The following is a 26,001-nucleotide window of genomic DNA, read 5'->3' on the forward strand; positions in this document are numbered from 1 at the left end:
GCCCTTCAGGATGACGCATGTCCAATCTCATCAATCTCGGCCTCAGTGGACTGAACGCAGCCCAGTGGGGACTCACGACGACCGGCCAGAACATCAGCAACGCGTCGACGCCGGGCTACACGATCGAAACACCGGTCTACGCGGAAAGCGGCGGCCAGTACACGGGTTCCGGCTATTTGCCGCAGGGCGTCTCGACCGTCACCGTCACGCGCCAGTACAGCCAGTATCTGACGACTGAACTGAACAACGCGCAGTCGTCAGGCAGCTCGCTGTCGACGTACAACACGATGATCTCGCAGCTGAACAGCCTGATCGGCAACCCGACCGGCGGCATTGCGAGCGCGATCACCGGCTATTTCACCGGCTTGCAGAACGTCTCGAACAACGCTTCCAGCCTGGCCACTCGCCAGACCGCGATGAGCGGCGCGCAGACGCTCGTGAACCAGATCAATGCCGCGGGTCAGCAATACGACGCGTTGCGCCAGAGCGTCAACACGCAACTCAGCAACACTGTTTCGCAAATCAACAGCTACACGCAGCAGATCGCCCAGTTGAACGGGCAGATCGTCGCGGCCAGCACGCAAGGCCAGCCGCCGAACCAGCTGATGGACCAGCGCGATCTCGCGGTGTCGAACCTGTCGCAACTGATCGGCGTGAACGTCGTGAACAGCAACGGCAGCTACAGCGTGTTCATGGGCAACGGCCAGCCGCTCGTGTCGGCCGGCAACAGCTACAACCTGGGCACGGCGCCTTCGACGGGCGACACCAGCGAACTGTCGGTGCAGTATCTCGGCCAGGCCGGCGCGAACCCGGCCACCGCGCCGCAAAACCTGCCCGACAGCAAAGTCACGGGCGGTACGCTTGGCGGCCTCGTCGCGTTCCGCAGCCAGACGCTCGATCCGGGCGAAGCGCAACTTGGCGCGATTGCGGTGAGCTTCGCTTCGCAGGTCAACGCGCAGAACGCGCTCGGCATTACGCTCACCGGCGCCCAGGGCGGCGCGCTGTTCTCGGTGGGCAGCGCGACGGTCTACGCGAACACGCAGAACACGGGTAATGCGTCGCTGAAAGTGTCGTTCGCGAATCCCGCGCAACCGACCAGCGGCGACTACACGCTGGCCTACAACGGCACCGCCTACACGCTGACCGACAATTCGAGCGGCGCCGTGGTGGGGTCGGCGGTCAACCTGAGCCAGCCGATCGACGGCCTGAATTTCTCGACCACCGGCACGATGAACGCCGGCGACTCGTTCACGGTCGAACCGACCCGTGGCGCGCTGAACAGCTTCACCACTGCGACCACGGCTGCTTCGGCGATCGCCGCCGCGTCTCCGGTGCTGGGTTCGGCCGCGGTGAGCAACACCGGTACCGGCGCGATTTCGTCGGGCACGGTGACGGCGGGCTACACCATGCCGAATGCGTCCACCACGCTGTCGTACACCGGCGTAGGGCTGGCCGGTTTCCCGGCGGGTTCCACGGTGACGGTGGCGGGCTCGCCCCCGACCAGCTATCCCATCGTTGATGCGACGACCGTGGTGCCGTACTCGTCCGCCACGGGCGCGACGCTGACGATCAACAACGCGACCGCCGGCCAGATGAACAAGGTGTCGGTGACGATCAACGGCGCGCCGTCCGCCGGCGACAAATTCACCATCGGCCCGAATACCGGCGCGACCAACGACGGCAGCAACGCGCTCGCGTTGTCGAATCTATCCAGCGCGAAATCGCTGGGGGGCGGCACGCTCACGCTGGTGGGCGCGTATGCGAACTACGTCAACCAGGTCGGCAACCAGACCAACCAGATTCAGACTTCGAGCACGGCCCAGACCGCGCTGGTGACGCAGATCACTACCGCGCAGCAGTCGGTCTCCGGCGTGAACCTTAACGAGGAAGCAGCCCACCTGCTTCAGTTTCAGCAGCTCTATCAGGCCAACAGCAAAGTCATCCAGACCGCGCAGACCCTGTTCCAGACGCTGCTCGGCATCTTCCAGTAAGGCGTTGAACATGCGCATCTCGACTTCGCAGTACTTCAACATGGACGTGGCGACGATGAGCGATCAGCAAACTCAGTTGTCGCAGCTGTATGCACAGGTTTCAAGCGGCGTGAGCCTCTCCACGCCGGCGGACAATCCGCTCGGCGCAGCGCAGGCGGTGCGGCTGAGTTCGACGGCGACAACCTTGTCGCAATACACGAGCAACCAGACTGCCGCGCTCGGGTCGCTGCAACAGGAAGACTCCACGCTCGGCAGCGTCAATACCGTATTGCAGAGCATCCACGCGCTGGTGCTGCGTGCCGGCGACGGTTCACTGAACAACGGCAACCGCGGCGCGATCGCGACGCAGTTGCAGGGGTTGAGCAGCCAGTTGATGTCGCTGGCGAACTCGACGGACCCGCAGGGCAACTACCTGTTCGCCGGCTTTCAAAGCACCGCGCAGCCGTACTCCACCAATTCGGCCGGTGCCGTGACGTATTCGGGCGACACCGGCACGCGCGCAGTTCAGGTCGCCGATTCGCGCACCGTCCAGACCGCCGACAACGGCCTCTCGATCTTCGGCAGCGTGGCGCCGATCGGCACGAGCGCGGTGCCGGCCGCGACGGCCGGCAACACGGGCAGTGGCGTGATCAGCAGCGTCAGCCTGACGAATCCGACCAATCCGGCCAATGCGGATACGTACAGCATCAGCTTTTCGTCGGCGACCTCCTACGCGGTGAACCAGACCGATCCGGCCACCGGCGTGGTCACGCCGGGCACGGCGCAGACCTTCACGGCCGGCTCGGCCATCACGCTCGGCGGCCAGTCGGTGAGCATCGCCGGGGTGCCGAACGCAGGCGACAGCTTCACGGTGACGCCGGCCACGCAAGGCAGCATGGATGTGTTCGCGAATCTGAACCAGTTGATCAAGACCCTGCAAACGCCGATTTCGGGTGCGGCCTCGACGGCCAGCTTCCAGAGCGCGCTGACCACCAGCATGACCCAGCTCGAGAACACGATGAACAACGTCGTCACCGCGCGCGCATCGGTAGGTGGCCGCGAGCAGGAAGTACAGGCATTGCAGACGGTCACGCAGTCCAACACGCTGCAGACCTCGACCAACTTGTCGGCTCTGACGCAGACGAACATGGTCAAGACGATCGGCCAGTACACAATGACGCAAGCCGCGCTGCAAGCGGCGCAACAGGCATTTTCGAAGATCCAGAACATCTCGCTGTTCCAGTACCTGAACTGAGCGGGCAAGCAGCCTGAAATGAGGAAGGGCGCAAGCCGGTGCGAGCCGGTTGCGCCCTTCTTTCCAATGTGACTCGCATCAGATAATGCCTGGAAATGTTGGGCGAGTGAAGGCGGCGAAGCGATGCAGCGTTGCCGCGCTACTTCAACCCCGCCGCCACACGCCCCATCTGATCGATGCCGATGTCGAACAGGCGCATGAAGAACGGAATCATGTTCGGGATCATCAGTTGCAGGAGCAGCATGCCGATCAGCATCGTCAGCGGAAAGCCGATCTGGAAGACGCCGATTTGCGGTGCGGCCCGATTCAGAATGCCGAGCGCGAGGTTGGTGATCAGGAGTGCGACGACCACCGGCAGCGACAGCAACAGGCCCGCCGAAAACACCGTGCTGCCGAAATTCGCCAAGGTGCGCCAGCCGGGCGCGCCCAGAATGTTCGCCGAGACCGGCACCGACTGGAAGGTCGTCAGCAGCGCGCTGATCATCTGCAGATGACCGTCGATCACCAGAAACACCAGCATCGCGATAGTGTTCATGTAGCTCGACAGCACCTGGCTCGAACTGCTCGCCTGTGCGTCGAAGAAGGTCGCGAAGCCGAGACCCATGCCCAGACCGACAAAGTCGCCCGTGGCGCTGATCGCCTGAAACACGATCTGCATCGTCATGCCGAGCGCGATGCCGATCAGGAACTGGTTGACGATGATCCACACGCCTTCGGCGGAAAACACCGTGACTTGCGGCAGCGCGCCGAGCGTGGGCGCCACGATGATCGTGATGAAAGCGGCGAGGCCGATCTTCACGCGCGTCGGGAGCGAGCGGTTGCTGAGCACCGGCGCGGTCGCGACCAGCGCGAGAATCCGCACGAACGGCCACAGGAAAGCCGTGAGCCAGCCGTTCAGTTGCGCGTAGGTGACGGAAAACATGAGGGCAGCGGAAGGGTGACGTCGCGAACGGAGGCCGGCCCGGCGCTCAGTTGACGAGCGTCGGGATGTTGGTGAGCGTCTGGCGCAGGTAGTCGAGCATGATGGTCAGCATCCACGGACCGGCGATCACCAGGGTGACGGCGATCGCGAGCAGCTTCGGAATGAACGACAGCGTGCTTTCGTTGATCTGCGTCGCCGCCTGGAACAGGCTCACCACGAGGCCGACCACCAGCGCGACCAGCAAGAGCGGCGCGGCGAGCAACAGGCCGACATACATGGCCTGGTGCGCGAGCGTCATAACGGATTCCTGATTCATGGCGAGTCGACCGGAAGCGTGAGGGGTTGAGCGGCGCAGCCTGGGCGCAAATAAGCGATGCAAATAAGCGACGCGGTTAAACAAAACTCTGCGCGAGCGAGCCGAGCAGCAGTTGCCACCCGTCGACCAGCACGAACAGCATCAGCTTGAACGGTAACGAGATGGTGGCGGGCGACACCATCATCATCCCCATCGACATCAGCACGCTCGCCACTACCATGTCGATGATGAGGAACGGGATGAAAATCGTGAAACCGATCTGGAAGCCGGTTTTCAGTTCGCTCGTCACGAACGACGGCACCAGCAGCGACAGCGGCACGTCTTCCGGACCTTGCATCGGCGCGGCGTGCGAGATGCGGGCGAACAACGCGAGATCGCTTTCGCGGGTCTGCCGCAGCATGAAGGTCTTGAACGGCGCGAGGCCGCGGTTGACGGCGGTCTCCATCGGGATCGAGCCTTCGGAGAACGGCTTGTAGCCGTCGTTATAGGCTTTGTCGAGTACCGGCGACATGACGAACAGCGTCAGGAACAGCGCGAGTCCCACCAGCACCTGGTTCGGCGGCGTAGTGGTCGTGCCGAGCGCCTGGCGCAGCAGCGACAACACAATGATGATGCGCGTGAAGCTCGTCATCATCAGCACCATCGCCGGCAGGAACGACAGCATCGTGAGCAGCAGCATCGTCTGCACGCTGAGCGAATACGTCGTGCCGCCGTTCGGGCCGGGGCTCGTGTTGAAGGCCGGCAAGCCGGCAGTTTGCGCGAACGATAGTGTCGGCAGCCCGAGCATCAGCGCAGGTAACATGAAAGGTGCGAGACGGCGCAGCACGGCGATGATTTTCGAGGCGACGCAGGACATGCGAGCGGCTTGCGCGTCTCGCGCCGATAGAAGACTGAACTGCATTACCGATCCCCGCTGCCTTGCCCACTGAAACGTTTACCCATTTCGCCTTTTAAGGCGTCGCGAAAGCGTTGGCCGAAGGTGCCGGGCAATGCGCCGGCGCCCGTTGCTCCTGGCGTGGCGGGCTGTGCGCCTGTGACCGGATCGATTGCGGCTGAACCGGCGGGCATCGTGTGCAACAGACGCACGTTGCCGGGCGCCGTGCCGAGCACGAGCCATGTATCGCCGATCTCGACCACCGCGACCCGCTCCTTGCCGCCGAGCGAGGCCCCGCCGATCGTCTTCACCAGACCGCCGCGATTGGCCGGCTGCAAGCCTAAGCGGCGCGCGAGCCACGCACAGGCGAACACCAGACCGATCACGACCAGCAGGCCCACGATCGTCTGCAACACCGCGCCGACGCCGAGCGCCGGAACGGCCGTGCCCGCACCCACTCCTGAAGCCATTTTCGCGGCGTTGTTGACCGCGTTCATGTCGGCCGCCTGCGCGGCCGATGGCGTGAATGTCGCCACGAGGCTCAGCGCGACCATCAGCGCCGAAGCCGCCGCTGTCGTTGTCACGGGCGCCGCGAGCACCTGGCGATTGGGAACATTGCGCGACGTATGGCACACGCGCAACGCGGCGCGACCCGCAACACGTTTCATCGATTCAATTTCCGGATGCGCTCGGACGGCGTGATGATGTCGGTCAGACGGATACCGAACTTGTCGTTCACCACCACCACTTCGCCCTGCGCGATCAGGCAGCCGTTCACCAGCACGTCCATCGGTTCGCCGGCCATGCCGTCCAGTTCCACGACCGAACCTTGCGCGAGTTGCAGCAAGTTACGGATCGCGATTTTGGTGCGGCCCAGTTCGACGGTCATCTGGACGGGAATGTCCAGGATCATGTCGATGTCGTTGCGCGTCGAGGTCGGCTCGACCTTCGAGAGCGGCTGGAACACGCCGGCCGTGGTCGGGCTGACTTCCGTGTTGTCGTTCTGCTCGGCCAGCGCGCTGGCCCAGTCGGCCATCGCGGCGTCGTCTTCGGCGCTGGCTGCGTCGGCGGCCAATTGCGCCTCGCCGGCGGCCAGTTCTGCCTCAGTCTTTGCGTTCAGGTCACTCATATCCACCTTCCTTCATCGTTTCGGCTGCGCTGATCATCTTCTGGACCCGCAACGCGTACTGACCATTGAAAATTCCGTAGCCGCATTCCATCACCGGCACGCCATCGACTTTCGCCGTGATGTGTTCGGGGATGTTGATCGGCAGAACATCGCCACGGCGCATGTTCAGGATCTGTTCGAACGTGACCGGCACCTGGGCTAAGTCGGCGGTCAGTTCCACTTCCGCTGCCTGCACCTGCTGCGACAGCACGCGGATCCAGCGGCGGTCGACTTCGAGCGCCTCGCCCTGGATCGGCGACGAGAGAATGTCGCGGATCGGTTCGATCATCGAATACGGCATGCAGATGTGCAGCGTGCCGCCCGTCGAGCCGAACTCGATTGAGAACTGCGTGACGATGACGATTTCGTTCGGGGTCGCGACGTTGGCGAACTGCGTGTGCATTTCCGAGCGCACGAATTCGAACTGCAGCGGGCGCACGCTTTTCCACGACGCAGCGTAGTGCTCGAACGTGAGGTTGAGCAGCTTCATGATGATGCGCTGCTCGGTCGCTGTGAAATCGCGGCCTTCCACGCGGGTATGGAAACGCCCATCGCCGCCGAACAGGTTGTCGACCACGAAGAACACCAGATTCGGATCGAACACGAACAGCGACGTGCCGCGCAACGGCTTCACGTGGACCAGGTTCAGGTTGGTCGGGATGGGCAGATTGCGGGTGAACTCGCTGTACTTTTGCACCTTCACCGGACCAACCGAGATTTCCGCCGAGCGCCGCATGAAGTTGAAGATACCGACCCGCAACATGCGCGCGAAGCGGTCGTTGATGATTTCGAGGCCGGGCATCCGGCCGCGGACGATGCGTTCCTGCGTCGCGATGTTGTAGGGACGTACGCCCGCACGGTCGGTCTGCTCGGCGACCGAGTCGGACTCGCCGGTTACGCCCTTGAGGAGGGCATCGACCTCCTCCTGGGACATGAACTCTTCGTGGCCCATTCCTTATTCCTCGTGCGTCCGGCGGTTAGTGATGGCTGCGCTAGATAACGTCACTGAAAACGTCACTGCACGACGAATTCGGTGAACAGCACGTCCTGGACGTGAATCGGGGGGGCGCCCTTATCGGTCGGCTGTTCGATCAGCGTCCGGAGTTCGGTGGCCAGCGCGCGTTTGCCTTCGAGCGGCGCGAGCTCTTCCGGATGTTTGTTCGACAGTGCGAGCAGGATATGGCTGCGCACTTCAGGCATATGGTCGGTGAGTTCCTGCTGGGTTTTCGGGTCGCTGAGCTTGAGCGTCAGGCCGATACGCAGGAAGTGTTGCTGACCGTCGTCCGATTGCAGGTTGACCGTCATCGATTCGAGCGGGAAGAAGAGGGGCACGGCCAGTGGCGCGGGCGCGCTGGCGGTTTCCGCTGACCCGGGAGCTGGGTTGCGCTTGGACATGAAGAACCACACGCCCGCGCCGGCAACGCCCGCGGCGATGATCGTGAAGAGGACGATCAGGATGATGCGCTTCAAGGGGCCCGGTGAAGCGGGCGCGGCTTGCTGGTTTGCGGTCGGGGTTGCCATGAGGTTTGCTTTGCTTGTCTTTAGTGCTGGTGATGGTGATTGTTGTTGATTTGCCTGCGGCGCGATGGGTCGAAAAGAAGGGTTATTGAGGGCTATCTCTGGTTTTTGCCTTTCAGGCGGGGGATTGCTTTGCGGTGCGGGATTTGGGGTTTGGTCGCGCGGTGGGTTTTGTTTTTTTGTTTTTGGGTTTGGTGTTTTTTTTTTTGGTTTTTTCTCTGGCTGCCTGGCGCTTTTGTTTGTGCTCTTTGGGCGTTGGCCTTTTCTTGAATTGCTATTGGTCTATTAGCGTTCCCCCTGTGCGGGGGGGCACCTACTTTTCTTTGCCTGCTGCAAAGAAAAGTAGGCAAAAGAAAGCAGCTCAAACCGCTAATGCTAAGCGGCTCCCGCAGTCAGAAAATGGTAGTGGCCCCGTGGAATCCGGGTTATCGCACATTCGGCGTGAGTGACAAGGGCGTCATTCTTCCGGCGGCGCTGCGCGCGCCGTCGGGTACTTCACAAAACCATCGTTTTTTTCAGCGCCTCGCCGAGTCAAAGCCGAGGATCCCACCATCTTTGAACGAAGCCCCTGGTTTCCCATGCAGACCCGTCCGCGACGCACGTAGTGCGGAGTGGGAGCTGATGACACCTTTGTCACTTGAGGTTGAAGGTACGAAGGCACGGATTCCACGGGGCCACTGGCCCCTCCAAGCCAGGGGAGCCGCTTAGCATTAGCGGTTTGAGCTGCTTTCTTTTGCCTACTTTTCTTTGCAGCAGGCAAAGAAAAGTAGGTGCCGCCCCGCACAGGGGCAACGCTAATAGACCACTAACAAATCAAGAAAAGGCCCCCGCAAGAAGCACGAACAAAACCCGCCGAAGCAGGCAAAAAAGGACCATCAAGCAAACGTATCAACCAACCCCACACTCCGCCGCACGGCAACACTCCCCACGCCCCCAACAGCATCAGAAGAAGAAGCGCCCCCGGCAAAAGCCCCCCCAGCCCCACTGGATCTCCGACCAGAACGACCGGAATCAGCATTCTGCTGCCCACTGCCCTGGCGGGCAAACCCATCGCTAACACTAGCGCTCCCCAGCCCAATCCCATTGGACTGCATCGCCTCGCGAAGCTTCGGCAACGCTGCCTCGACAGCCTCCCGCACCTGCTGGTGCTGCGAAACAAACAACGCATGCGCATGGTTATCGGCAACCTGCAACACCACCTGGAGCGGCCCCAAATCCTTCGGATTCAAAGTCAGTTCGGCGCTCTGTGCATGCGCGTTCGACAAAAACACCACCTTCTGGCTTAACGCTTCCTCCCAGTCAGTCGTACCCACCTGCGGCGTCAACGCATTCGCCGCGTCCGCCGCGCCGGCATTGCCCGTCGTCTGCACGGCCACAGTCGCACTCGCGGCGCTCGCCGCGGCTTGAGTGGCGGCCTGCGCCGTCGTCGCGGCATCGGCCGCGCTCTTGAAGGTCGCCAGATCGCCAGCCTGCGCGCCGCCGGCAGCCGTCGCCGTCAGCGCGTCAGCCGCAGCCTTCGCGCCCGTGGATGGGGCGGCCACCGTCGTGGCTGCCGCTGTCAACGCAGTCTTGCCGGCATTCGTTCCCTTTCCGTCGCCCAACAGGCCTGTCGCAAGCGTCTTGCCGTCCGCCGATCCGTTCTGCACCGCGTTCGCGCCGGCAGCCAGGCCGTTCGCGGCCGCGCCGCTCGCCAGTGCCTGAGCCGGAACCACGCCCTGGCCGTTCGCCAGCGCAGCGAGCGCCGCCTGCAAGGCGTCCTGCACCGATTTCGGATCGGTCGCGCTGCTTTTTTTGGTGGTGGTGCCACCCGTCGTGGTGTTCGTGCCAGCTCCCGGCAGAGAGGTCGCGGCGTCAGTCTGAGCCGTGGCGGGGTCGACAGCCGCCAGATCGGTGGCGCTGTTCGCGTTGGTCTGGGCCTGTGCCAGCGCGGCGGCCGTGGCCGCATCGGTCTGCGTGTTCGTGTTGCCGGACTTGGGCGGCGTGGCGTTGGTCTTGTTCGAGGCCTGCTGCGTATTGGCCGACGCAGCGGACGACGACGAAGCGGGCGACGAGCCGGCCGACGACGAAGCCGATGACGAGGCCGATGACGAGGCCGATGACGAGGCCGATGACGAAGCCGACGACGAAGCCGACGACGAAGCCGACGACGAGCCGGACGAGGAAGCGCTCGTCGAGTCGCTGTTGCCCTTGCTGCCGCTTGAGGCATCCGGGCTCTTCGTCGAAGGATCGGGCGGCGGCGGCGCGTCATGCACGCTCGTGGAGGATGACGATGCTGGCGCCGGCGCCGGCGAAGCCGGCGGCTTGCTCGCACTCTGCGCGGCTGCATTGTTTTGCAGGTCGATGCTTTGCTGGAGAGTTTGCGAGAACGGCTGGGCGTTCGCCGCCGCGGCCATGGCCGCGCCGGTGGACGTGCTGCTGGCGGAGCCGAGCAGTGAGGCGATCGGTGAAAGAGGCGACATAGGGAATCCTGTCAATCCGTCAAAACGGGGTGTTCGGTCAATCGAGGCGGGACCCGGCGCATTAGACGCCTTCGGCTCGCATCCTCAGGATTCGGGCGGCGTGTTCGTCGGAGTCGCGCTGGTCGCGCCGCGCCGTTTGTTTGGCTTCGGCAGCTTCGCCGCGTGCCTGCAGCACTTCATACGAGCCGAGTTTCTGCTTCTGGCGCTGCCAGTCAGGCTTGGCGGCTTCGACGCGCGCATTGGCCGTCACCAGCAGGTTGCGCTGCTGTTCGATCGCGGCGTCGAGCGTGTCGATGAATGCCTGGAAATTGCGCATGTTGCCGGCGGCCATGCCCGCCTGGGCGGTCGCCGTGAAGCGCGCGTGATATTCGTCGCGGTACTGCACCAGTGCGTCGAGCTGCGCTTGCACGTCGTTGCGCTCGCGCTGCGCGCGGCCGAGACGTTGTGCGGCGGCATCCACATCGTCCTGCGCGAGGCCGATGAGTGTCTTGATCGGAAAGTGTTTCGCCATCGTCAGCCTCCTTGGGCAAACAGCGCGTCCAGCATCTCGAGACTCGGTTCAAAGTTCGCGCATTCGCGAAAACCTTGCTGCAAAAATGCTTCCATCCGCGGATACAGCGCAATCGCGCGGTCGAGCAGCGCGTCGCGCCCGCTCGAATACGCGCCGACGTTGATCAGATCGCGGTTGCGCTGATAGCGCGACAGCATCTGCTTGAACATACGCGTCTTGTCGAGATGTTTATCGTCGATCAGCGCGGTCATTGCCCGGCTAATCGACGCTTCGATGTCGATCGCGGGATAGTGCCCGGCCTCGGCAAGGGAGCGCGACAGCACGATATGGCCGTCGAGAATCGCCCGCGCGGAGTCGGCGATCGGGTCCTGCTGGTCGTCGCCTTCGGTCAGCACGGTGTAGAACGCGGTGATCGAACCGCCGCCCGCCGGGCCGTTGCCGGTGCGTTCGACGAGCGCCGGCAGCTTGGCAAACACCGAAGGCGGATAGCCCTTGGTGGCGGGCGGTTCGCCCACGGCCAGCGCGATTTCGCGCTGCGCCATCGCGTAGCGGGTCAGCGAATCCATCAGCAGCAGCACGTGCTTGCCCTGGTCGCGGAAATATTCGGCGAGCGAGGTCGAATACGAGGCGGCCTGCATGCGTAGCAGCGGCGAGACGTCGGCGGGCGCGGCGATGACAATCGAGCGCGCAAGACCTTCCTCGCCGAGAATCTGTTCGATGAATTCCTTCACTTCGCGGCCGCGCTCGCCGATCAGGCCGATCACGATCACTTCGGCGCTGGTGTAGCGCGCCATCGTGCCGAGCAGCACCGATTTACCGACGCCCGAACCGGCGAACAGGCCCATGCGCTGGCCCCGGCCCACCGTCAGCAGCGCGTTGATCGCGCGCACGCCGACGTCGAGCACCTTGTGAATCGGCTCGCGGTTCAGCGGGTTGATGACCGGCGAGGACAGCGGCGCGTCGGCGTGCGTGCCGAGCGGGCCGAGGCCGTCGAGCGGGCGGCCGGACGCGTCCAGCACGCGGCCGAGCAGTTCCCAGCCGACCGGCAAGCGCTTCGCGCCCGCCATCGGATCGGCGATCGGCGCGCTTTCGAGCGGATAGACGCGCGCGCCGGGCAGCAGGCCGATCGCTTCGGTGGTCGGCATCAGAAACAGTTTGTCGCCGGAGAAGCCGACCACCTCGGCTTCGGCCATCGGCAGCGAACTCCCGAGCGGCAGTTCGATCATCACTTCGGCGCCCACCGAAAGGCGCAGGCCGACGGCTTCCAGCACCAGGCCGGCGGCGCGCGTCAGGCGTCCGCAAGCGCGCATCGGCTTGGCGATTGCGCTGCGCGCGCGCAGTGCGTCGAGCCGGCCGCGCCATGCCTGCATGTGCGGGTTGCTGTCGAGCGCGGGATCGTACGGGGCGTGGGCGGCAGGGGTTGAAGCGGGGCTCGAAGCGGCAGACTCTCGGCTCGCGGCAGCGGATTCGCGGCTCGCCGCCGCGCCCGTTGCCGGGTGGCCCTGGCTCGGATCGCGCAACGCAGCTTCGATGGCCGCGACTGCAGCCGCAGCGGGTGTAACCGCCGCCGGCACATCCGCTAGCGCCTCGGCGCCGAACGACGCCAGCGCCAACTCGCGTTCGAGCGGCGTCAGATCGCTGGCGCGAATCTCTTCGAGCGTCGGCTTCACCATGTGCTCACCTTGCCGAGGGCGGCAGCCACGCGCTCCCAGCGCGTGTCGATGCCGGCGTCGACTTCACCGGTGCCGGCTTGCGCGCGGCAGCCGCCGCGTTCGACCGACGGATCGGTGCGCACGGTCCAGCCGCGCGTTTGCAGTTCTTCCATCAGATAGGCTTCGACGACCGGCAGGTCGGCGGGGCTGACGATCAGCGCCGGCGCGCCCACGAGCGCCGGTTCGGTGGCCAGCACCTCACGGGCGGCGGCGATCAGCGCGGCCGGATCGTGCTGCACATGCTGACGCACTACCTGTTGGGCGATGTCCAGCGCCAACGCAACCAGTGTCTCGGCGATCGCGCCTTGGGCGCCATCCAGTGCCGCCTTGAAAGTCTCGGCCAGCGCGGCGAGACGCGCCGCTTCTTCGCGCGCTTCGCTCTGGCCCTGCTCGAAACCCTGCGCATGACCTTGCTCGTAGCCAGCCTGATAACCGAGCGCCTGCCCGGCCACGTGACCCGACGCGATGCCCTGTGCATGCGCGGCGTCGTGCAGACGTTCGAGTTCGGCTTCGAACGCGCCGTGGTCGACTTCGGGTTCGGGCGGCGCGGGCGGCACCGGATCGAACGAGGCCATCTCCCAGCGCTGGTAGGCCGAGAGACGCTCCTTCGCCGCGGAGTTCTGGTCAGACATAGGCATCTTCCGCCTTGCCGCCTAGAACGATCTGGCCGCTTTCCGCCAGGTTGCGCACGATCTGCAGGATGCGGCGCTGCTGCGTCTCGACTTCGGAGACACGGACCGGGCCGCGCGCATCGAGGTCTTCGGCGAGCAGTTCGGCAGCACGCTGCGACATGTTCGACAGGAACTTCTGACGCAGCGCGGGCGCCGCGCCCTTCAGCGAGATGATCAACGCCTCGGACTCGACTTCCTTCAGCAACAGCTGGATCCCGCGGTCTTCCAGATCGAGCAGGTTCTCGAACACAAACATCTGATCAATGATCTTCTGCGCGAGTTCCGCGTCGTATTGGCGAACGTTCTCGATGACGGCTTCTTCATGGTTGCTCGACATGAAGTTGAGAATTTCAGCCGCCGTGCGGATACCGCCCATCGGGCTGCGCTTGAGGTTGTCGCTGCCTGACAGCAGGCCGGTCAGCACGTCGTCGAGTTCGCGCAGCGCGGCCGGCTGGATGCCGTCGAGTGTCGCGATCCGCAGCAGCACGTCGTTACGCAGCCGCTCGGTGAAGCAGGCGACGATTTCCGAGGCCTGATCGCGGTCCAGGTGAACGAGAATGGTCGCGATGATCTGCGGATGCTCGTTCTTGATGAGTTCGGCCACCGCCGCGGAGTCCATCCACTTGAGGCCTTCGATACCGCTGGTATCGCTGCCCTGCAGAATCCGGTCGATGATCGCGCCGGCTTTGTCGTCGCCGAGCGCCTTGGTCAGCACCGAACGGATGTACTCGCTCGAATCGAGCGACAGCGCGGTATGCTGCTCCGCCTCGCGCACGAATTCCTGCAAGACCCCGTCGACCTGCTCGCGCGTCACGTTCTTCAGTGCGGCCATCGCGACGCCGATCTTCTGGACTTCGCGGGGTCCGAGGAATTTGAACACCTGCGCGGCTTCTTCCTCGCCGATCGACATCAGCAGGAGCGCGCTTTTCATGACGCCTTCAGCGCTCATCGGACACCCAATTTTTCACGACGGTTGCGACAATCTTCGGATCCTGGCGGGCGATGTTGCGCGCGAATTCCAGATTCCGTTCGTATTTGTATTTCTCGTTTTCGAAGGCCAGCAACTCGCTGTCGCTTTCCATTTCCGTGACGGCGCTCGCGCGCTCGGCGATCGGAATGCCATCCAGCAGGATCGGCTCGTCCGGCGACGGCAGCGCCGCGGCGGAGGCCGGCTGGGGCGGCGGGAAGGCGCGGCGCAGCGCCGGCTTCACCATCACGAAGTACAGGAACAGGGCGGCTGCGCCGATACCGAGGTAAGTCGCGATCTGCCTGGCGAGCGCGATCATGTCCGGCGTACGCCACCATGGCAGGTCGGCATCCGGGTTGACGTCGACGGTGAACGGGCTGTTGACCACGTTGACCGAGTCGCCGCGCGCGGCGTCGAAGCCCATGGCGTCCTTCACCAGCTGATTGACCTGCGCGAGCTTGTCGGCGGTGACCGGCTGCATCGTGGCGTGGCCCTTGGCGTCGACCACCCGCAAATAGTTGACCACCACCGCCACCGACAGACGCTTGATGCCGCCCATCGGCTGCTCCAGATGCCGCACGGTCTTGTCGAGTTCGTAGTTGGTGGTGGAATCCTTGCGGTCGCTGACCGGCGTGGTCGTCACGCCGGGTGTGCCGTTGCCCGCCGTGAGCGGCGCGGACGCCGGCTGCGGCGGCTGGTTCGACAGCGCGCCCGGCACGCCCGAGGCCCCGGCTTGCGACATTTCGCTGGCGGTACTCGATTGCTGGCTGCGGATCGCCGCCTGTTGCGGGTTGCCGTTCGGACCGTAGTTTTCCGAAGTCTGCTCGCTGCGCGAGAAGTCGATATCGGCGCTGACTTGCGAATGGGCGTTGCCGGCGCCGAACAGGGGCGACAGGATCGTGTCGATCCGCTGTTGAGTGCTGCGCTCGATCTGCTGACGGTACTTGAGTTGCGAGGCGTCCAGACCGCTGCCGGTGGACGGCTGCGTCAGCAGGTTGCCGTCCTGGTCGAGAATGGTCACGCCCTTCACCGGCATATCCGGCACCGCCGACGACACCATATGCGTAATCGCCAGTACCTGGCCTTCGTCGAGTGCGCGGCCTGGGTAAAGGTTCACCAGCACGGAGGCCGACGGCGCTTCCTTGTCGCGCACGAACACGGAAGGCTTCGGAATGGCCAGATGCACGCGGGCCGACTTCACCGACGAGATCGATTCGATCGTGCGCTCCAGTTCGCCTTCCAGCGCGCGCTGGTAGTTGATCTGCTCGGCGAACTGGCTGATGCCGAACTTCTGGTTGTCCATCAGTTCGAAGCCGACCGAGCCGCTCTTGGGCAGGCCTTGCGAAGCCAGCCGCAGACGCATTTCATGCACTTGCTCGGCCGGCACGAGGATGGCGCCGCCGGCTTCGGAAAACTTATAGGGGATGTTGGCCGCCTGGAGCGCCGTGATGATGGCGCCGCCGTCGCGATCCGACAGGTTGCTGTAGAGCACTTTATAGTCCGGCGCACGCGACCACAGGAACAGACCCACGACGATGGCGGCCAGCAGCGCGACCGCGAAAATCAGCGGAGCGCGCGGGTTGCCGCGCATTTGCGCGAGGCCTGACAAGCGCTGACCGAAGTTGCCGCCCAAGCCGCCCCCCAGGCCGCCGAGGTCGGCTGCGCCCCCGGCCTGGCCTGTGCCGGCCGCACCGGCGCCCGGCTGCGCGCCGGCGACGCCCATGCGGGCGTCGGGGTTGATCAAAGAGTTGGCTGACGAATCCATGCGTCGGGTATCTCCGGGATGCCTTTGCGTTCTGCCGCCTGCTGCCGCACCGAGGGTCGGCGGGCGCACGGACAGAAACTTTCACCATTGAAATTATCCGCAGCGCGGCTCAACCCGATTGCTTGAATAGAGCCGGATTTCCCCCCTAGTTTCGGGGCTTTCCCGTATAGCCCACTGCTATGCTTTCGTTCAGATCGGCACGGTTTCTGGCATGCCGGTCGTCATTCCCTGGAGAGAACATGACTTTGCCCGTGAACGCGCTCTCGTCGGCGCTGCAACAGATGCAGTCGATGGCAGCGCAAGCGGCCGGCAGCAACAATGCTGCGGCCAGCGGTTCGGTCGCCAACCAGTCCGGTGCGGCTTCGACCGGCGGTTTCGCCTCCGCGCTGAAGGCTTCGCTGGACAAGATCAGCGGTGCTCAGAACACGGCGATCGGCGAATCGAAGGCGTTCGAACTCGGCGCGTCGAATGTGTCGCTGAACGACGTGATGGTCGATATGCAGAAGGCCAACGTCGGTTTCCAGTTCGGCCTGCAGGTGCGCAACAAACTGGTGTCGGCCTATAACGACATCATGCAGATGTCGGTGTAAGTGCGGCTCGGGCGGCAGGGCTGTTCCGCCCGCCCGAACGCATGCGTCCAGATGCAACGCTGTGCGGATGCACGGCAAGACGGTCTGCCCGGCGCGCCCTTGCGGCGCTTCGTGGCAGGCGGCCTCGCCACGCTCAGCGCGATATCGCGGGCATCGGCCCCTTAATACTCTCTCTATCGGCCTAAAGCTTTCCTGCTGCCTATCCGATAACCAGGTACAGGCAGAAATCGGGGGTGCGGCAACGTGCCCGGGTGGGGTGCAGCGAGCAACCGCAAGAGAGGAGGAGCGCCGATGTTTTCCCCAGGACACTCTGGAGCCAATGCGTATGCGCGCGTCGGCGTCGAGACAGGGGTGATGGGCGCGAGTCCGCATCGTCTGATCGTGATGTTGTATCAGGGCGCCCGGCAGGCGATCGCGCAAGCGCGCATGCATTTGCAGATGGGCAACGTGCCGGCTCGTGGTGAGGCGATCGGCAAGGCGATTCAGATCGTCGAAAGCGGGCTGCAGCAGTCGCTCAACATTGAAGCGGGCGGCGAGATTGCAGAGCGGTTGGACGCGCTATATAGCTATATGTCGCGCCGGCTGCTCGAAGCCAACATAAAACAGAGCGAGACGATGCTGGCCGAGGTCGATGGCCTGCTGGCGACGCTCGAAGAGGCCTGGATCGGGATTGCCCCGGAGATCGCGCGGATGGCAGTCCAGCCGGCCGCGGAAAGCATGAGATGACATCGAACGCAGAATATTTCGCCCGCTACGAGGCGATTGCAGCGATTTCCCGCCGCATGCTGATGGCTGCCCGGCGTGCCCTGTGGAACGATCTGGTCCGCTTGCAGGATGAGTACCGGAATCTGGTGGACGCGTTGAGAGACGCGGAAACCGGCGTCAGACTGGACGACGCGGAGCGCCTGCGCAAATACGCGCTGATCCGCCAGATACTCGCCGACGACGCTGCGATCCGTGACCTGGCGAATCCGCGCATGGCCACGCTGTCGGCACTATTCGCTGGACGGCCGACTCGCCTGCTCAAGGAACTGTACGGGGCGCGCTGAGTTTGCCGGCGGGCGACGCGCTGCAAAAGTCCGCATGATCGGATTTGAGCGCGTCGCCGCCCATGTGACCAAGGAATCGGTATGAACGGAATCGACGCGGTCGTCACTTCGCTGCTCGCGAACCGGGTCGACAGCCTGCTCAATCTTGCGCCGGGCAGTGCGACCGCCTCGCAGACCGGTGCGGCGGGCGTCGATACCGCGCCTGCCAGCGCCGCTCCCGGCACGACACCCGCGACACCGCCCGCTTCCGCTCAAACCGCGCTGTCCGCCGTCGCGTTGACGCTCAATGCGATCCTGAGTTCGGGCGGCGCGGCGACCCTCGCGGTGCTTGGTCAAACGCCGATCTGGCCCGCAGCGCCGGCGCTCGATGTCGCAGCCGGCGGCTTGCCGCTATTCGATACGCCCGCTGCCGCCGCTCCTGCCGCTTCTCCTGCCGCTTCGTCCGCCAATCCGAGTGCCGCCACGGCCGCGGCCACCACCAATGTGGCGGCTGCCCAGGTTCCGGTGGCGGCGCTCGCGGCCGCGCTCGAACAAACGGTCGGCGAAAGCGGTCTGTTCTACGAAGCCCATCTCGCGCAATGGCTGGCGGGCGAGCGCTCGCCCGCCGCGTTGGCCGGCGAGGCGCAAAACAAGCTGGTGGCTGCCGCCGCGCAATTGCCGCTCAACTGGGCGAGCGACGCCGACGAGGCTTCTTCCTCTAATGCCGCATCCCGGCAGGGCACGGGCGCAGCGCCCAGCGGTTCGACCAACGGCACGCCGGACGGCAATGCCGCCGCCCGCACGGTGCCGTCGATCCAGACCGCGCAGGCCGCGCGCTTCGTGGCCGCCGAGGTGCTGGCAAATTCGCTTTCCGACCTGAACGGTCAGCCCGCGCGCACGAGCCTGCACAGCGCCGCGGCGCAACTGGCCGACGACGGGTCGCCGCAAAACCCGCAATCGATGGCGGCCGCGGTTCATCCCGCGACCGTTCCTTTGGTCCGTCAGCAACTCGATCTGCTCGCAACCGGACAGTTTCGCTGGACCGGCGAAGCCTGGCCGGGCGCCAAGCTCGACTGGACCATCGAGCAGGAAGGCGACGAGTGGGACCGCAGCGGCGGCGGTGCGGCGAGCGAGGACGACCAGCCGTGGCGTACGCGCCTGACGTTGTCGTTGCCGACGCTCGGCACCGTCGATGCGGACCTGACGCTGACCGGCACGCGCCTCGTCGCACGCGTGCAGGCGAGTCCTGGCGGCGCGGCGCGACTGGCGATGCAGGGCGAAAACTTTCGTCAGCGGCTCGCGGCAGCGGGCATCGAACTGAACGCATTGACGATTCGCGAGATCGGCGGCGGCGCGCCGGCCACGGCGGCGGGTACGGCAGGCGCTGCGGCGGCCGCGCAGGCGGCGGCTTCGGCCTATGCGCGCTCGGCGTCGGCGGCTTCAGTGGCTGACACGGCGCCGGCGGGGCGCCGCACGGCGCGCGTCACCCGCACGGGTGCCGCACCGCTCGGCGATTTCGATTGGGACATGTGATGAGCCGCAAACATCGCCGCAGCGCGGCAGCGCTCGTCTACGACGCGCAAAGCGGCGATCACGCGCCGCGTGTCGTCGCCAAAGGCTACGGCATGCTGGCCGAGATGATCGTGCAACGCGCCAAGGAAGCCGGCCTGTATGTGCACGAGGCGCCGGAAATGGTCTCGCTGCTGATGCAGGTCGACCTCGATACGCGGATTCCGCCGCAGCTTTATCAGGCGGTGGCGGAATTGCTCGCGTGGCTGCATCGGCTGGAAAGCGGTGCTGAGGCGGAGCCCGAAGGCGGCGCGGCCGATGCGCAGGATGTCACCGATGTGGTCGCGACGGACATTGCGGACGCCGGCGGCGGGGCGCCCGGGCGCTGAGTGCGCGCGTTGCCTCAAAACCGCATCATCAGCTTCAGCAGTGCATTCACCCGCTTGCCGTACGGCGGCGAGATCCATCCGCGGGCGTTCAGGCGCGCCTGCGTCAGCACCGGCTTCATCTTCGAGAAGGTGACGAAGCCTTCGTAGCCGTGATACGCACCCATCCCGCTCGCACCGACGCCGCCAAACGGCAGGCTTTCGCACGCCAGATGCATCAGCGTTTCGTTGACCGCCATGCCGCCCGCGATGGTTTCGTGCGTGACGCGCTCAATGGTGGCGGGGTCGTCGGCGTACAGATACAGCGCGAGCGGGCGGGGACGCGCGTTGATCCAGGCGATCGCGTCGTCGAGCGAGTCGTAGGGGACGATCGGCAGCAGCGGGCCGAAGATTTCCTCCTGCATCAGCGCGCTTTCGTCCGGCGCATTCGTGATGGCGATCAGCGGGAAGCGGCGGCTTGCCTCATCCGGCGTGCTGTCGGTGAGCGTGTGGAGTTGCGCGCCGGCGGCCTGCGCTTCGTCGGCGAGACGCTGCAGCCGCGCGAAGTGCCGCTCCGAAATGATCGACGTGTAATCGAGGTTGCGCGCGAAATCGGGGTACATCTTCGCCATCCGCGCGCGGGCCCGTTCGATGAACGCCTGCTCCTGGCCGCGCGGCACCAGCACGTAGTCCGGCGCGACACAGGTCTGACCCGCATTGAGCGTCTTGCCGGCGATAAGGTTGTCCACCGCATTGTCGAAGCGCGCATGTGCGCCGATGATCGCCGGCGACTTGCCGCCTAGCTCGAGCGTGACCGGCGTCAGGTGTTCGGCCGCGGCGCGCATCACTTCATGGCCGACCTTGGTCGAACCGGTGAACAGCAGATGGTCGAACGGTTGCGCGCTGAACGCGGCGGCCAATGAAGCGTCGCCGTTCACCACGGCGACGTGATCGGCCGCGAAGGTCTGACCGATCAGTTGCTCGAACAACGCCGAGGTGCGTGGCGTCAGTTCGGACATCTTGATGATGGCGCGGTTGCCGGCCGTCAGCGCGCTGATGAGCGGCCCGACGGCGAGCAGCACCGGATAATTCCACGGCACGATGATGCCGACCACGCCGAGCGGCTGCGGCACGACTTTCGCGCGTGCCGGCATCAGCCATTTGTTGGTGCTGCGGTGCTGCGCTTTCATCCAGCGTTTGCCGTGACTGAGCGCGGCGTCGATCTCTTCCTTGACCAGCAGGAATTCGGCGAGCAGGACTTCCTGTTTCGCACGATTGCCGAAGTCGGCGCTCATCGCGTCGGCGAGCGCGTCGCGGTTGTCGAGCATGACTTTGCGTAGTGCTTTCAGATGCGCGGCGCGGTTTTCCCACGATGGATACGGCGCCCGCAAATAAGCATGGCGTTGATCGCGCAGCAGCGCTTGGAGCGCGGCGACCTCTGGCAGATCGTTCTTCATGTGTGACCGCTCCCTGATGGATATCGGTGCGCGTTGAGTCGCGCTTATGGGTTTGTTGTCTTGTCTTGCGACGGTATGGCGAAACGGTATGGCAAAACGGTCCTGCAAAACACGGCCTGGTTCGCTCGCCTCAAACTTGAAACGCGCAATCGCGGTTGGCCCACCCGCTTTAGCCTGGAAATGCCCGCTCGATGATCGCCGCGTGGTCGAACGTCGCCGGCAGCGTGCCGTACACCCGGCCGCTCTCGCCGCAACCGTCGGCGAGACGCGTCGCGATGAAGGCTTCAGCGACTTCGGCGGGCGCGTGCTTGACCAGCAAGGTGGCCTGCGCGGTCAGCACGATCTGCTGCGCGATCCGTCGCGCGGATGCTTCACGCGTTTCGGGTGCGCCGTTGAGCGTGGCTGTGAGCTTGCCGAGCGCGGCGCTCAGTCCGGGGTGACCTTGCGCATCCGCTTGCCATGCCGCGAAAAGAGCCTGTGCGGCCTCGGGTTCGCGTTCCATCGCGCGCAGCACGTCGAGGCACACCACGTTGCCCGAGCCTTCCCAGATCGAATTCACCGGCGCTTCGCGATAAAGGCGCGCCATCGGACCGGTTTCGACGTAGCCGTTCCCGCCCCAGACTTCCATCGCCTCGCCGGTGAATTCCAGGGTGCGCTTGCAGACCCAGTACTTCGCCGCCGGGGTGACGATCCGTCGCCATGCGCGTTCGGCGGGTGCGGCCGACGACGCATCGGCCGACTCTTCGAACGCGCGCGCGAGTCGCATGAACAGCACCGTCGCGGCTTCCGACTCCAACGCCAGGTCGGCCAGCACGTTACGCATCAGCGGCTGATCGGCCAGATGCCGGCCGAACGCGCTGCGGTGCCGCGCATGGTGGATCGCCTGCACGAGCGCGGCGCGCATCAACGCTGCGCTGCCGATCACGCAATCGAGCCGCGTGTAGTTCGCCATTTCGATGATGGTCGGCACGCCTCGGCCTTCGTCGCCGATCATGATGCCGAATGCGTCGAAGAACTCCACCTCGCTGCTGGCATTCGAGCGGTTGCCGAGCTTGTCTTTCAGACGCTGGATCTGGACGGCGTTCTTGCTGCCGTCCGGCGCGAAGCGCGGCACGAAGAAGCATGAAAGGCCTTCGTGATCGTCGGTGCGGGCGAGCACCAGATGCGCATCGCATTGCGGCGCCGAGAAAAACCATTTGTGGCCGACGAGCCGGTATTCCGCGCCACGGCCGCTGCCGCGCGTGGCATACGCACGGGTCTGGTTGCTGCGCACGTCCGAGCCGCCTTGTTTCTCGGTCATGCCCATGCCGATCATCGCCGACGTTTTCTGCGTGAGCGGCACGTCGCGTGGATCATGTTCGCGGGCGTACAGCTTGTCGCGCAGCGTGTCGAACAAAGCGGGTTCGCGTTGCAACACCGGAATGCTCGCGAAGGTCATCGTGAGTGGGCACAGCGAGCCGGATTCGAGTTGCGCGTGCAGGAAGTAGCCGGCGCAGCGCGCGACCATCGCGCCTTGCTGCGGATCCGAAAACGGCAGCGCGTGCAGGCCTTCGCGGCGCAACAGCGACAGCAGCGTATGCCATGAAGGGTGAAACTCGAGCGCGTCGATGCGTTCGCCGCGCGGGCTGTGCGTGATGAGTTCGGGCGCGTGGCGGTTCGCCAGTTCAGCGAGCGCGAGCGTTTCCGGCGTGGTGAGCGCTGCGCCGTGCCGCTGCAGCGCCTCGCGATGCCAGGCGGCGCCTTCGCGTTCGACGGCGGCGCACAACGCCGCGTCGCTTGAAAACAGGTTGTAGTCCGCGAGCGGCGGCGCCTGATTTGTCACGTCGTGGGGGGGGCCGAAGCTGTGCCGTTCCATCTGCTGTCTCCGTTCACCGGATGCGCGCCGGCGCTGATCGACGGTGTGCTGTTTTATCACTGCGTGTCATGCCGCACGCTCAGAGGACGGCGCGTGGAGCGCCGCGTTTGAATGCTCCGCGCAGCGCCCGGCGGGCGCATGCGCGTCTTTCATCATAGGGTCGCTGCGGCGCTTTCGTTTAGAGGGATCGCTCTGACACGACGCCGCCGTGGCGCGCGAACGCTCCCTACAATGCCGATGAAACTCACGTAGACAATTCGCCACAACTGCTGATGTGCTCGGGAATCGGGCCCGCGGCACAGTTGCAGTCGCTCGGCATTCCGGTGCTGCACGATGCGCAGGAAGTCGGCCGGAATCTGATCGACCACGTCGACTTCACGGTCAACAAACGGGTGTCGTCGATCGAGCCAACCGGCTTTTCGATTCGCGGCATCGCGCGGATGCTGCCGCAGTTCGTCACCTTCATGCGCCATGGGCGCGGCATGCTGTCGAGCAATGTCGCCGAGGCGGGCGGCTTTCTGAAGAGCCGGCCGACGCTCGAACGCCCGGACCTGCAATTGCATTTCTGCGCAGCGATCGTCGACGATCACAACCGCCATATGCATTGGGGCCACGGCTATTCGCTGCACGTGTGCGTGTTGCGGCCGCATAGCCGCGGCACGGTCACTCTCGCCAGCGCCGATGCGCGCACCGCGCCGGTGATCGATCCGCGCTTTTTCAGCGACTCGCGCGATCTCGACCTGCTGGTGGAAGGCGCGCGGATGGCGCGGCGCATTCTCGATGCGCCTTCGCTCGCACTGCATGGCGGCGAGGAGTTGTACACGCATCCCGGCCAGACGGAGGCGGAATTGCGCCGGACCATCGCCGAGCATGCGGACACGATCTATCACCCGGTGGCGACGTGCCGGATGGGTAGCGATGCGCGCTCGGTGGTCGATCCGCAGTTGCGGGTGCGAGGCGTGACGGGGCTGCGCATCGTCGATGCGTCGGTGATGCCGACGCTGATCGGCGGCAACACCAATGCGCCGACCGTGATGATCGGTGAGCGCGCGGCCGAACTGATCGCGGCGGCGCGGCGCGAGGGGCAAACGGTGTCGGCGGTGGCGTCGGCGGGCGTCGCGGCTTGACACGTCAATCTTCCTAATTTGGCTCGCAAATATAAGAAAATTTAGGCCAACGTCTGTTAATTCGTCATAAATTGTGCCGTTTCGTTTATGAGATTTCCCCAAACTTATAATCGCGCCGCGAAAAAGAGCGCGTCAGGTGACGCGTTCGGGAACTCAAGGAAGCGAAGCGATGAGTATCAATGTGATTCAGCTGATTCAGTCCGCGTTGACGGACGGTGTCGTGCGACAACTGGCGGCCCGCTTCGGGCTGCCGCCGGACGCGACCCAAAAGGTGCTTGCAACGACCGGCCCGGCGCTGGTCGCCGGCCTGATGCAGAAGGGCGCGACGCTCGACGGCGCGCGCTCGCTGTTCGCCGCGGTCCTCGCGCCCGAGGTGAATGGGCACATCGCGGAGCAGTTGCCGCAACTGCTTGGCAGCACCGGCGGCGTGAGCCAGCTGGAAAGCGCGGGGCGCCTGTTGCTCGAACGCGTGCTGGATCGCCGCGTCGATACGCTCAGCGATGAAGTCGCGACCCAAACCGGCGTGCCGGCACATGCCACGCATGCCATGACGGGCATCGTCGGCGCAACGCTCCTTGGCGTGCTCAAGCGGCATTTTCTTGAAGGTCAGGGCAACGTCGGCCAACTGCCGACGCTGTTGGGTCATCAACTGCCGGCCATTGCACCGTATCTGAACGACCGCCTGATGGCCGGCCTCGGACTGAGCGGCCTCGGCGCCTTCACCGGCAACATTCTGTCGCAGTTGAAGGCGGTTTCGGCGCACGTCGACCACCCTACGCCGGCTGCCAAGCCGGTGGCGGAAACTCTGTCGAACATCCGCGTGCCGGTCGACGCGGTGGTGCGCGAAGAGCGGCGTTCGCGCTCGTGGCTGTGGTGGCTGCTCGCGGCGATCGCAGCGGTGCTGGCCTTCCTGTTCCTGCGCGGCTGTCATAGCGAGCAAAGCAGCGAGCGCAGCAGCGCGGCAACTGCGCAACCCGCGTCCGCGCCGGCGGAGGCCCCGGCCGCCGCCGTAGCGGCCAGCGATGTCGCGGCTTCGACGCCCGCGGCCAGCGCCGCTGTCGCCGCAAGCGCAGCCAGCGAAGTCCAGCAGCCGGCCGCCGCGCCCGCGCCGGCCAAAGACAGCCAGATCAGCTTCACGGTCGACGCCGCGGGCAAGCCGACGCTCACCGCGACGGTCGGCAGCGAAGCCGAAAAGACCCAGTTGATCGACGCGCTGACGAAGCGCTTCGGTGCGGACCATTTCGTTGCGAACGTTACGGTCGATCAGGACACCAAGCCGGCCGACTGGCTCGCTCATCTCGACGGTCTGCTGCCGCTGATGGCGTTGCCGGGTGCGGAAGTGAAAGTGGACGGCGCGCATATCGAATTGAGCGGCAGCGCGGCAAACGCGAAGCTGGGCTGGCTCGACAAACTGAAGTCGCTGTTCGGCGCGTCGTACCAGATCGGTTCGTTCAATGTCGAGCAGGCGGTCGCGAATGCAACCGAGAACTTCCGTGGCGCGATCAAGGGCCTGCTTACGCCGGACAGTTCGTGCGCGACAGCGGACGTGGTCAAGGTGTTGAACCTGCAGGTGATCAACTTCACGAGCGCCAGCGCGCGCGTGCCGGTCTCGGCCGTTGAAGATCTGAACCAGTCGGCGCAAGTGCTGAACGCCTGTGCGCGCAACGGCAAGACGGCCAAGCTCGAAGTGGCCGGCTATTCGGACAACGTCGGCGGCGCGCAAGCCAATCTGCAGTTGTCGAAGAAGCGCGCCGAAGCGGTTCGCGCGTATCTCGTGAAGACGGGCGTGCCGGCCGATTCGTTGGTCGCACAAGGTTACGGCGATGCACGTCCGGTGGCGAGTAATGACACCGCGAGCGGCCGCTTTGCCAACCGCCGCATCGAGTTCGTCGCGCAGCAGTAATGACGGCGCTCAATGAGCGATCAAGGCAAGCTTTTGAAGCGAGCCTTTGAGGTGCACGA

The 26,001-nt window shown here is 64.9% G+C and carries 23 protein-coding genes and 1 pseudogene; 9 read left to right on the plus strand and 15 right to left on the minus strand.

The genetic code is table 11. The features are described 5' to 3' along the window. Positions 1-17: 17 nt before the first annotated feature. Together flgK and flgL are read left to right on the plus strand one after the other, a co-directional pair. Positions 18-1,991 carry a flagellar hook-associated protein FlgK gene (flgK, locus tag ACAX43_RS23505; RefSeq protein ID WP_370710804.1) on the plus strand — a complete coding sequence of 658 codons (1,974 nt, stop codon included), beginning with the start codon at positions 18-20 and terminating at the stop codon, positions 1,989-1,991. 10 nt (positions 1,992-2,001) lie between these two features. After that, positions 2,002-3,225, plus strand: coding sequence for a flagellar hook-associated protein FlgL (gene flgL / locus ACAX43_RS23510; RefSeq protein WP_370710805.1), 1,224 nt, complete (start codon positions 2,002-2,004; stop codon positions 3,223-3,225). A gap of 139 nt (positions 3,226-3,364) precedes the next feature. On the opposite strand, the gene fliR is transcribed toward flgL, so the two are convergent. From fliR to fliF, 13 genes are all read right to left on the minus strand, one after another. Then, positions 3,365-4,147, minus strand: a complete 783-nt coding sequence (fliR, locus tag ACAX43_RS23515) for a flagellar biosynthetic protein FliR (protein ID WP_370710806.1) — start codon at positions 4,145-4,147, stop codon at positions 3,365-3,367. A gap of 46 nt (positions 4,148-4,193) precedes the next feature. Further along, on the minus strand, positions 4,194-4,463 hold the full coding sequence (gene fliQ, locus ACAX43_RS23520) for a flagellar biosynthesis protein FliQ (RefSeq protein WP_370710807.1): 270 nt from the start codon (positions 4,461-4,463) through the stop codon (positions 4,194-4,196). 76 nt (positions 4,464-4,539) lie between these two features. After that, positions 4,540-5,319 carry a flagellar type III secretion system pore protein FliP gene (gene fliP, locus ACAX43_RS23525; RefSeq protein ID WP_370710808.1) on the minus strand — a complete coding sequence of 260 codons (780 nt, stop codon included), beginning with the start codon at positions 5,317-5,319 and terminating at the stop codon, positions 4,540-4,542. Between the two features lie 44 nt (positions 5,320-5,363). Further along, on the minus strand, positions 5,364-6,005 hold the full coding sequence (gene fliO / locus ACAX43_RS23530) for a flagellar biosynthetic protein FliO (protein WP_370710809.1): 642 nt from the start codon (positions 6,003-6,005) through the stop codon (positions 5,364-5,366). Then, positions 6,002-6,466 (minus strand): flagellar motor switch protein FliN, encoded by a 465-nt coding sequence (fliN, locus tag ACAX43_RS23535; protein WP_370710810.1) that lies wholly within the window; start codon positions 6,464-6,466, stop codon positions 6,002-6,004. Before fliN ends, fliO begins: the two co-directional genes overlap by 4 nt. Further along, positions 6,459-7,457 (minus strand): flagellar motor switch protein FliM, encoded by a 999-nt coding sequence (gene fliM, locus ACAX43_RS23540; RefSeq protein WP_370710811.1) that lies wholly within the window; start codon positions 7,455-7,457, stop codon positions 6,459-6,461. The genes fliN and fliM overlap by 8 nt, the downstream gene beginning before the upstream one ends. A gap of 62 nt (positions 7,458-7,519) precedes the next feature. Then, positions 7,520-8,026 carry a flagellar basal body-associated protein FliL gene (gene fliL / locus ACAX43_RS23545; RefSeq protein WP_370710812.1) on the minus strand — a complete coding sequence of 169 codons (507 nt, stop codon included), beginning with the start codon at positions 8,024-8,026 and terminating at the stop codon, positions 7,520-7,522. A gap of 872 nt (positions 8,027-8,898) precedes the next feature. Further along, on the minus strand, positions 8,899-10,482 hold the full coding sequence (locus ACAX43_RS23550; protein WP_370710813.1) for a flagellar hook-length control protein FliK: 1,584 nt from the start codon (positions 10,480-10,482) through the stop codon (positions 8,899-8,901). A gap of 61 nt (positions 10,483-10,543) precedes the next feature. Beyond that, positions 10,544-10,993, minus strand: a complete 450-nt coding sequence (gene fliJ, locus ACAX43_RS23555; protein WP_370710814.1) for a flagellar export protein FliJ — start codon at positions 10,991-10,993, stop codon at positions 10,544-10,546. A gap of 2 nt (positions 10,994-10,995) precedes the next feature. Continuing rightward, the gene (gene fliI / locus ACAX43_RS23560; protein WP_370710815.1) at positions 10,996-12,666 is read right to left on the minus strand and encodes a flagellar protein export ATPase FliI; all 1,671 of its coding nucleotides are present in this window, start codon (positions 12,664-12,666) and stop codon (positions 10,996-10,998) included. Next, positions 12,660-13,343 (minus strand): flagellar assembly protein FliH, encoded by a 684-nt coding sequence (fliH, locus tag ACAX43_RS23565; protein WP_370710816.1) that lies wholly within the window; start codon positions 13,341-13,343, stop codon positions 12,660-12,662. The genes fliI and fliH overlap by 7 nt, the downstream gene beginning before the upstream one ends. After that, a complete protein-coding gene (fliG, locus tag ACAX43_RS23570; RefSeq protein ID WP_370710817.1) occupies positions 13,330-14,325 on the minus strand; it encodes a flagellar motor switch protein FliG in 996 nt (331 codons plus the stop codon). Before fliG ends, fliH begins: the two co-directional genes overlap by 14 nt. Further along, positions 14,315-16,108 (minus strand): flagellar basal-body MS-ring/collar protein FliF, encoded by a 1,794-nt coding sequence (gene fliF / locus ACAX43_RS23575; protein WP_370710818.1) that lies wholly within the window; start codon positions 16,106-16,108, stop codon positions 14,315-14,317. Before fliF ends, fliG begins: the two co-directional genes overlap by 11 nt. A 239-nt stretch (positions 16,109-16,347) precedes the next feature. Between fliF and fliE the strand changes: the two genes are divergently transcribed. The 5 genes from fliE to ACAX43_RS23600 all read left to right on the plus strand — a co-directional run bounded on the left by fliE (position 16,348) and on the right by ACAX43_RS23600 (position 19,624). Then, complete coding sequence (gene fliE, locus ACAX43_RS23580; RefSeq protein ID WP_370710819.1) at positions 16,348-16,698, plus strand: flagellar hook-basal body complex protein FliE; 351 nt, start codon at positions 16,348-16,350, stop codon at positions 16,696-16,698. 291 nt (positions 16,699-16,989) lie between these two features. Further along, positions 16,990-17,424: a flagellar export chaperone FliS gene (gene fliS / locus ACAX43_RS23585; protein WP_370710820.1), complete on the plus strand. Its 435-nt coding sequence runs from the start codon at positions 16,990-16,992 to the stop codon at positions 17,422-17,424. Continuing rightward, a complete protein-coding gene (locus ACAX43_RS23590) occupies positions 17,421-17,747 on the plus strand; it encodes a flagellar protein FliT (RefSeq protein WP_370710821.1) in 327 nt (108 codons plus the stop codon). Before fliS ends, ACAX43_RS23590 begins: the two co-directional genes overlap by 4 nt. 81 nt (positions 17,748-17,828) lie before the next feature. Beyond that, positions 17,829-19,259 (plus strand): flagellar hook-length control protein FliK, encoded by a 1,431-nt coding sequence (locus tag ACAX43_RS23595; protein ID WP_370710822.1) that lies wholly within the window; start codon positions 17,829-17,831, stop codon positions 19,257-19,259. Next, a complete protein-coding gene (locus tag ACAX43_RS23600) occupies positions 19,259-19,624 on the plus strand; it encodes an EscU/YscU/HrcU family type III secretion system export apparatus switch protein (protein ID WP_370710823.1) in 366 nt (121 codons plus the stop codon). Before ACAX43_RS23595 ends, ACAX43_RS23600 begins: the two co-directional genes overlap by 1 nt. 14 nt (positions 19,625-19,638) lie before the next feature. Here the strand turns inward: ACAX43_RS23600 and ACAX43_RS23605 are convergent, their stop codons facing one another. Both ACAX43_RS23605 and ACAX43_RS23610 read right to left on the minus strand, forming a co-directional pair. Continuing rightward, positions 19,639-21,057, minus strand: a complete 1,419-nt coding sequence (locus ACAX43_RS23605; protein ID WP_370710824.1) for a coniferyl aldehyde dehydrogenase — start codon at positions 21,055-21,057, stop codon at positions 19,639-19,641. Between the two features lie 169 nt (positions 21,058-21,226). Continuing rightward, positions 21,227-22,912 (minus strand): isovaleryl-CoA dehydrogenase, encoded by a 1,686-nt coding sequence (locus tag ACAX43_RS23610; protein ID WP_370710825.1) that lies wholly within the window; start codon positions 22,910-22,912, stop codon positions 21,227-21,229. Between the two features lie 254 nt (positions 22,913-23,166). Here ACAX43_RS23610 and ACAX43_RS23615 point away from each other — a divergent pair. Both ACAX43_RS23615 and ACAX43_RS23620 read left to right on the plus strand, forming a co-directional pair. Beyond that, a pseudogene (locus tag ACAX43_RS23615) lies at positions 23,167-24,039 on the plus strand (GMC family oxidoreductase); the annotation flags it as partial. A gap of 169 nt (positions 24,040-24,208) precedes the next feature. Beyond that, positions 24,209-25,942, plus strand: a complete 1,734-nt coding sequence (locus ACAX43_RS23620) for an OmpA family protein (protein WP_370710826.1) — start codon at positions 24,209-24,211, stop codon at positions 25,940-25,942. The last annotated feature ends 59 nt before the right edge of the window (positions 25,943-26,001 follow it).

This window comes from Paraburkholderia sp. IW21, from assembly GCF_041321145.1.
GTDB lineage: Bacteria > Pseudomonadota > Gammaproteobacteria > Burkholderiales > Burkholderiaceae > Paraburkholderia.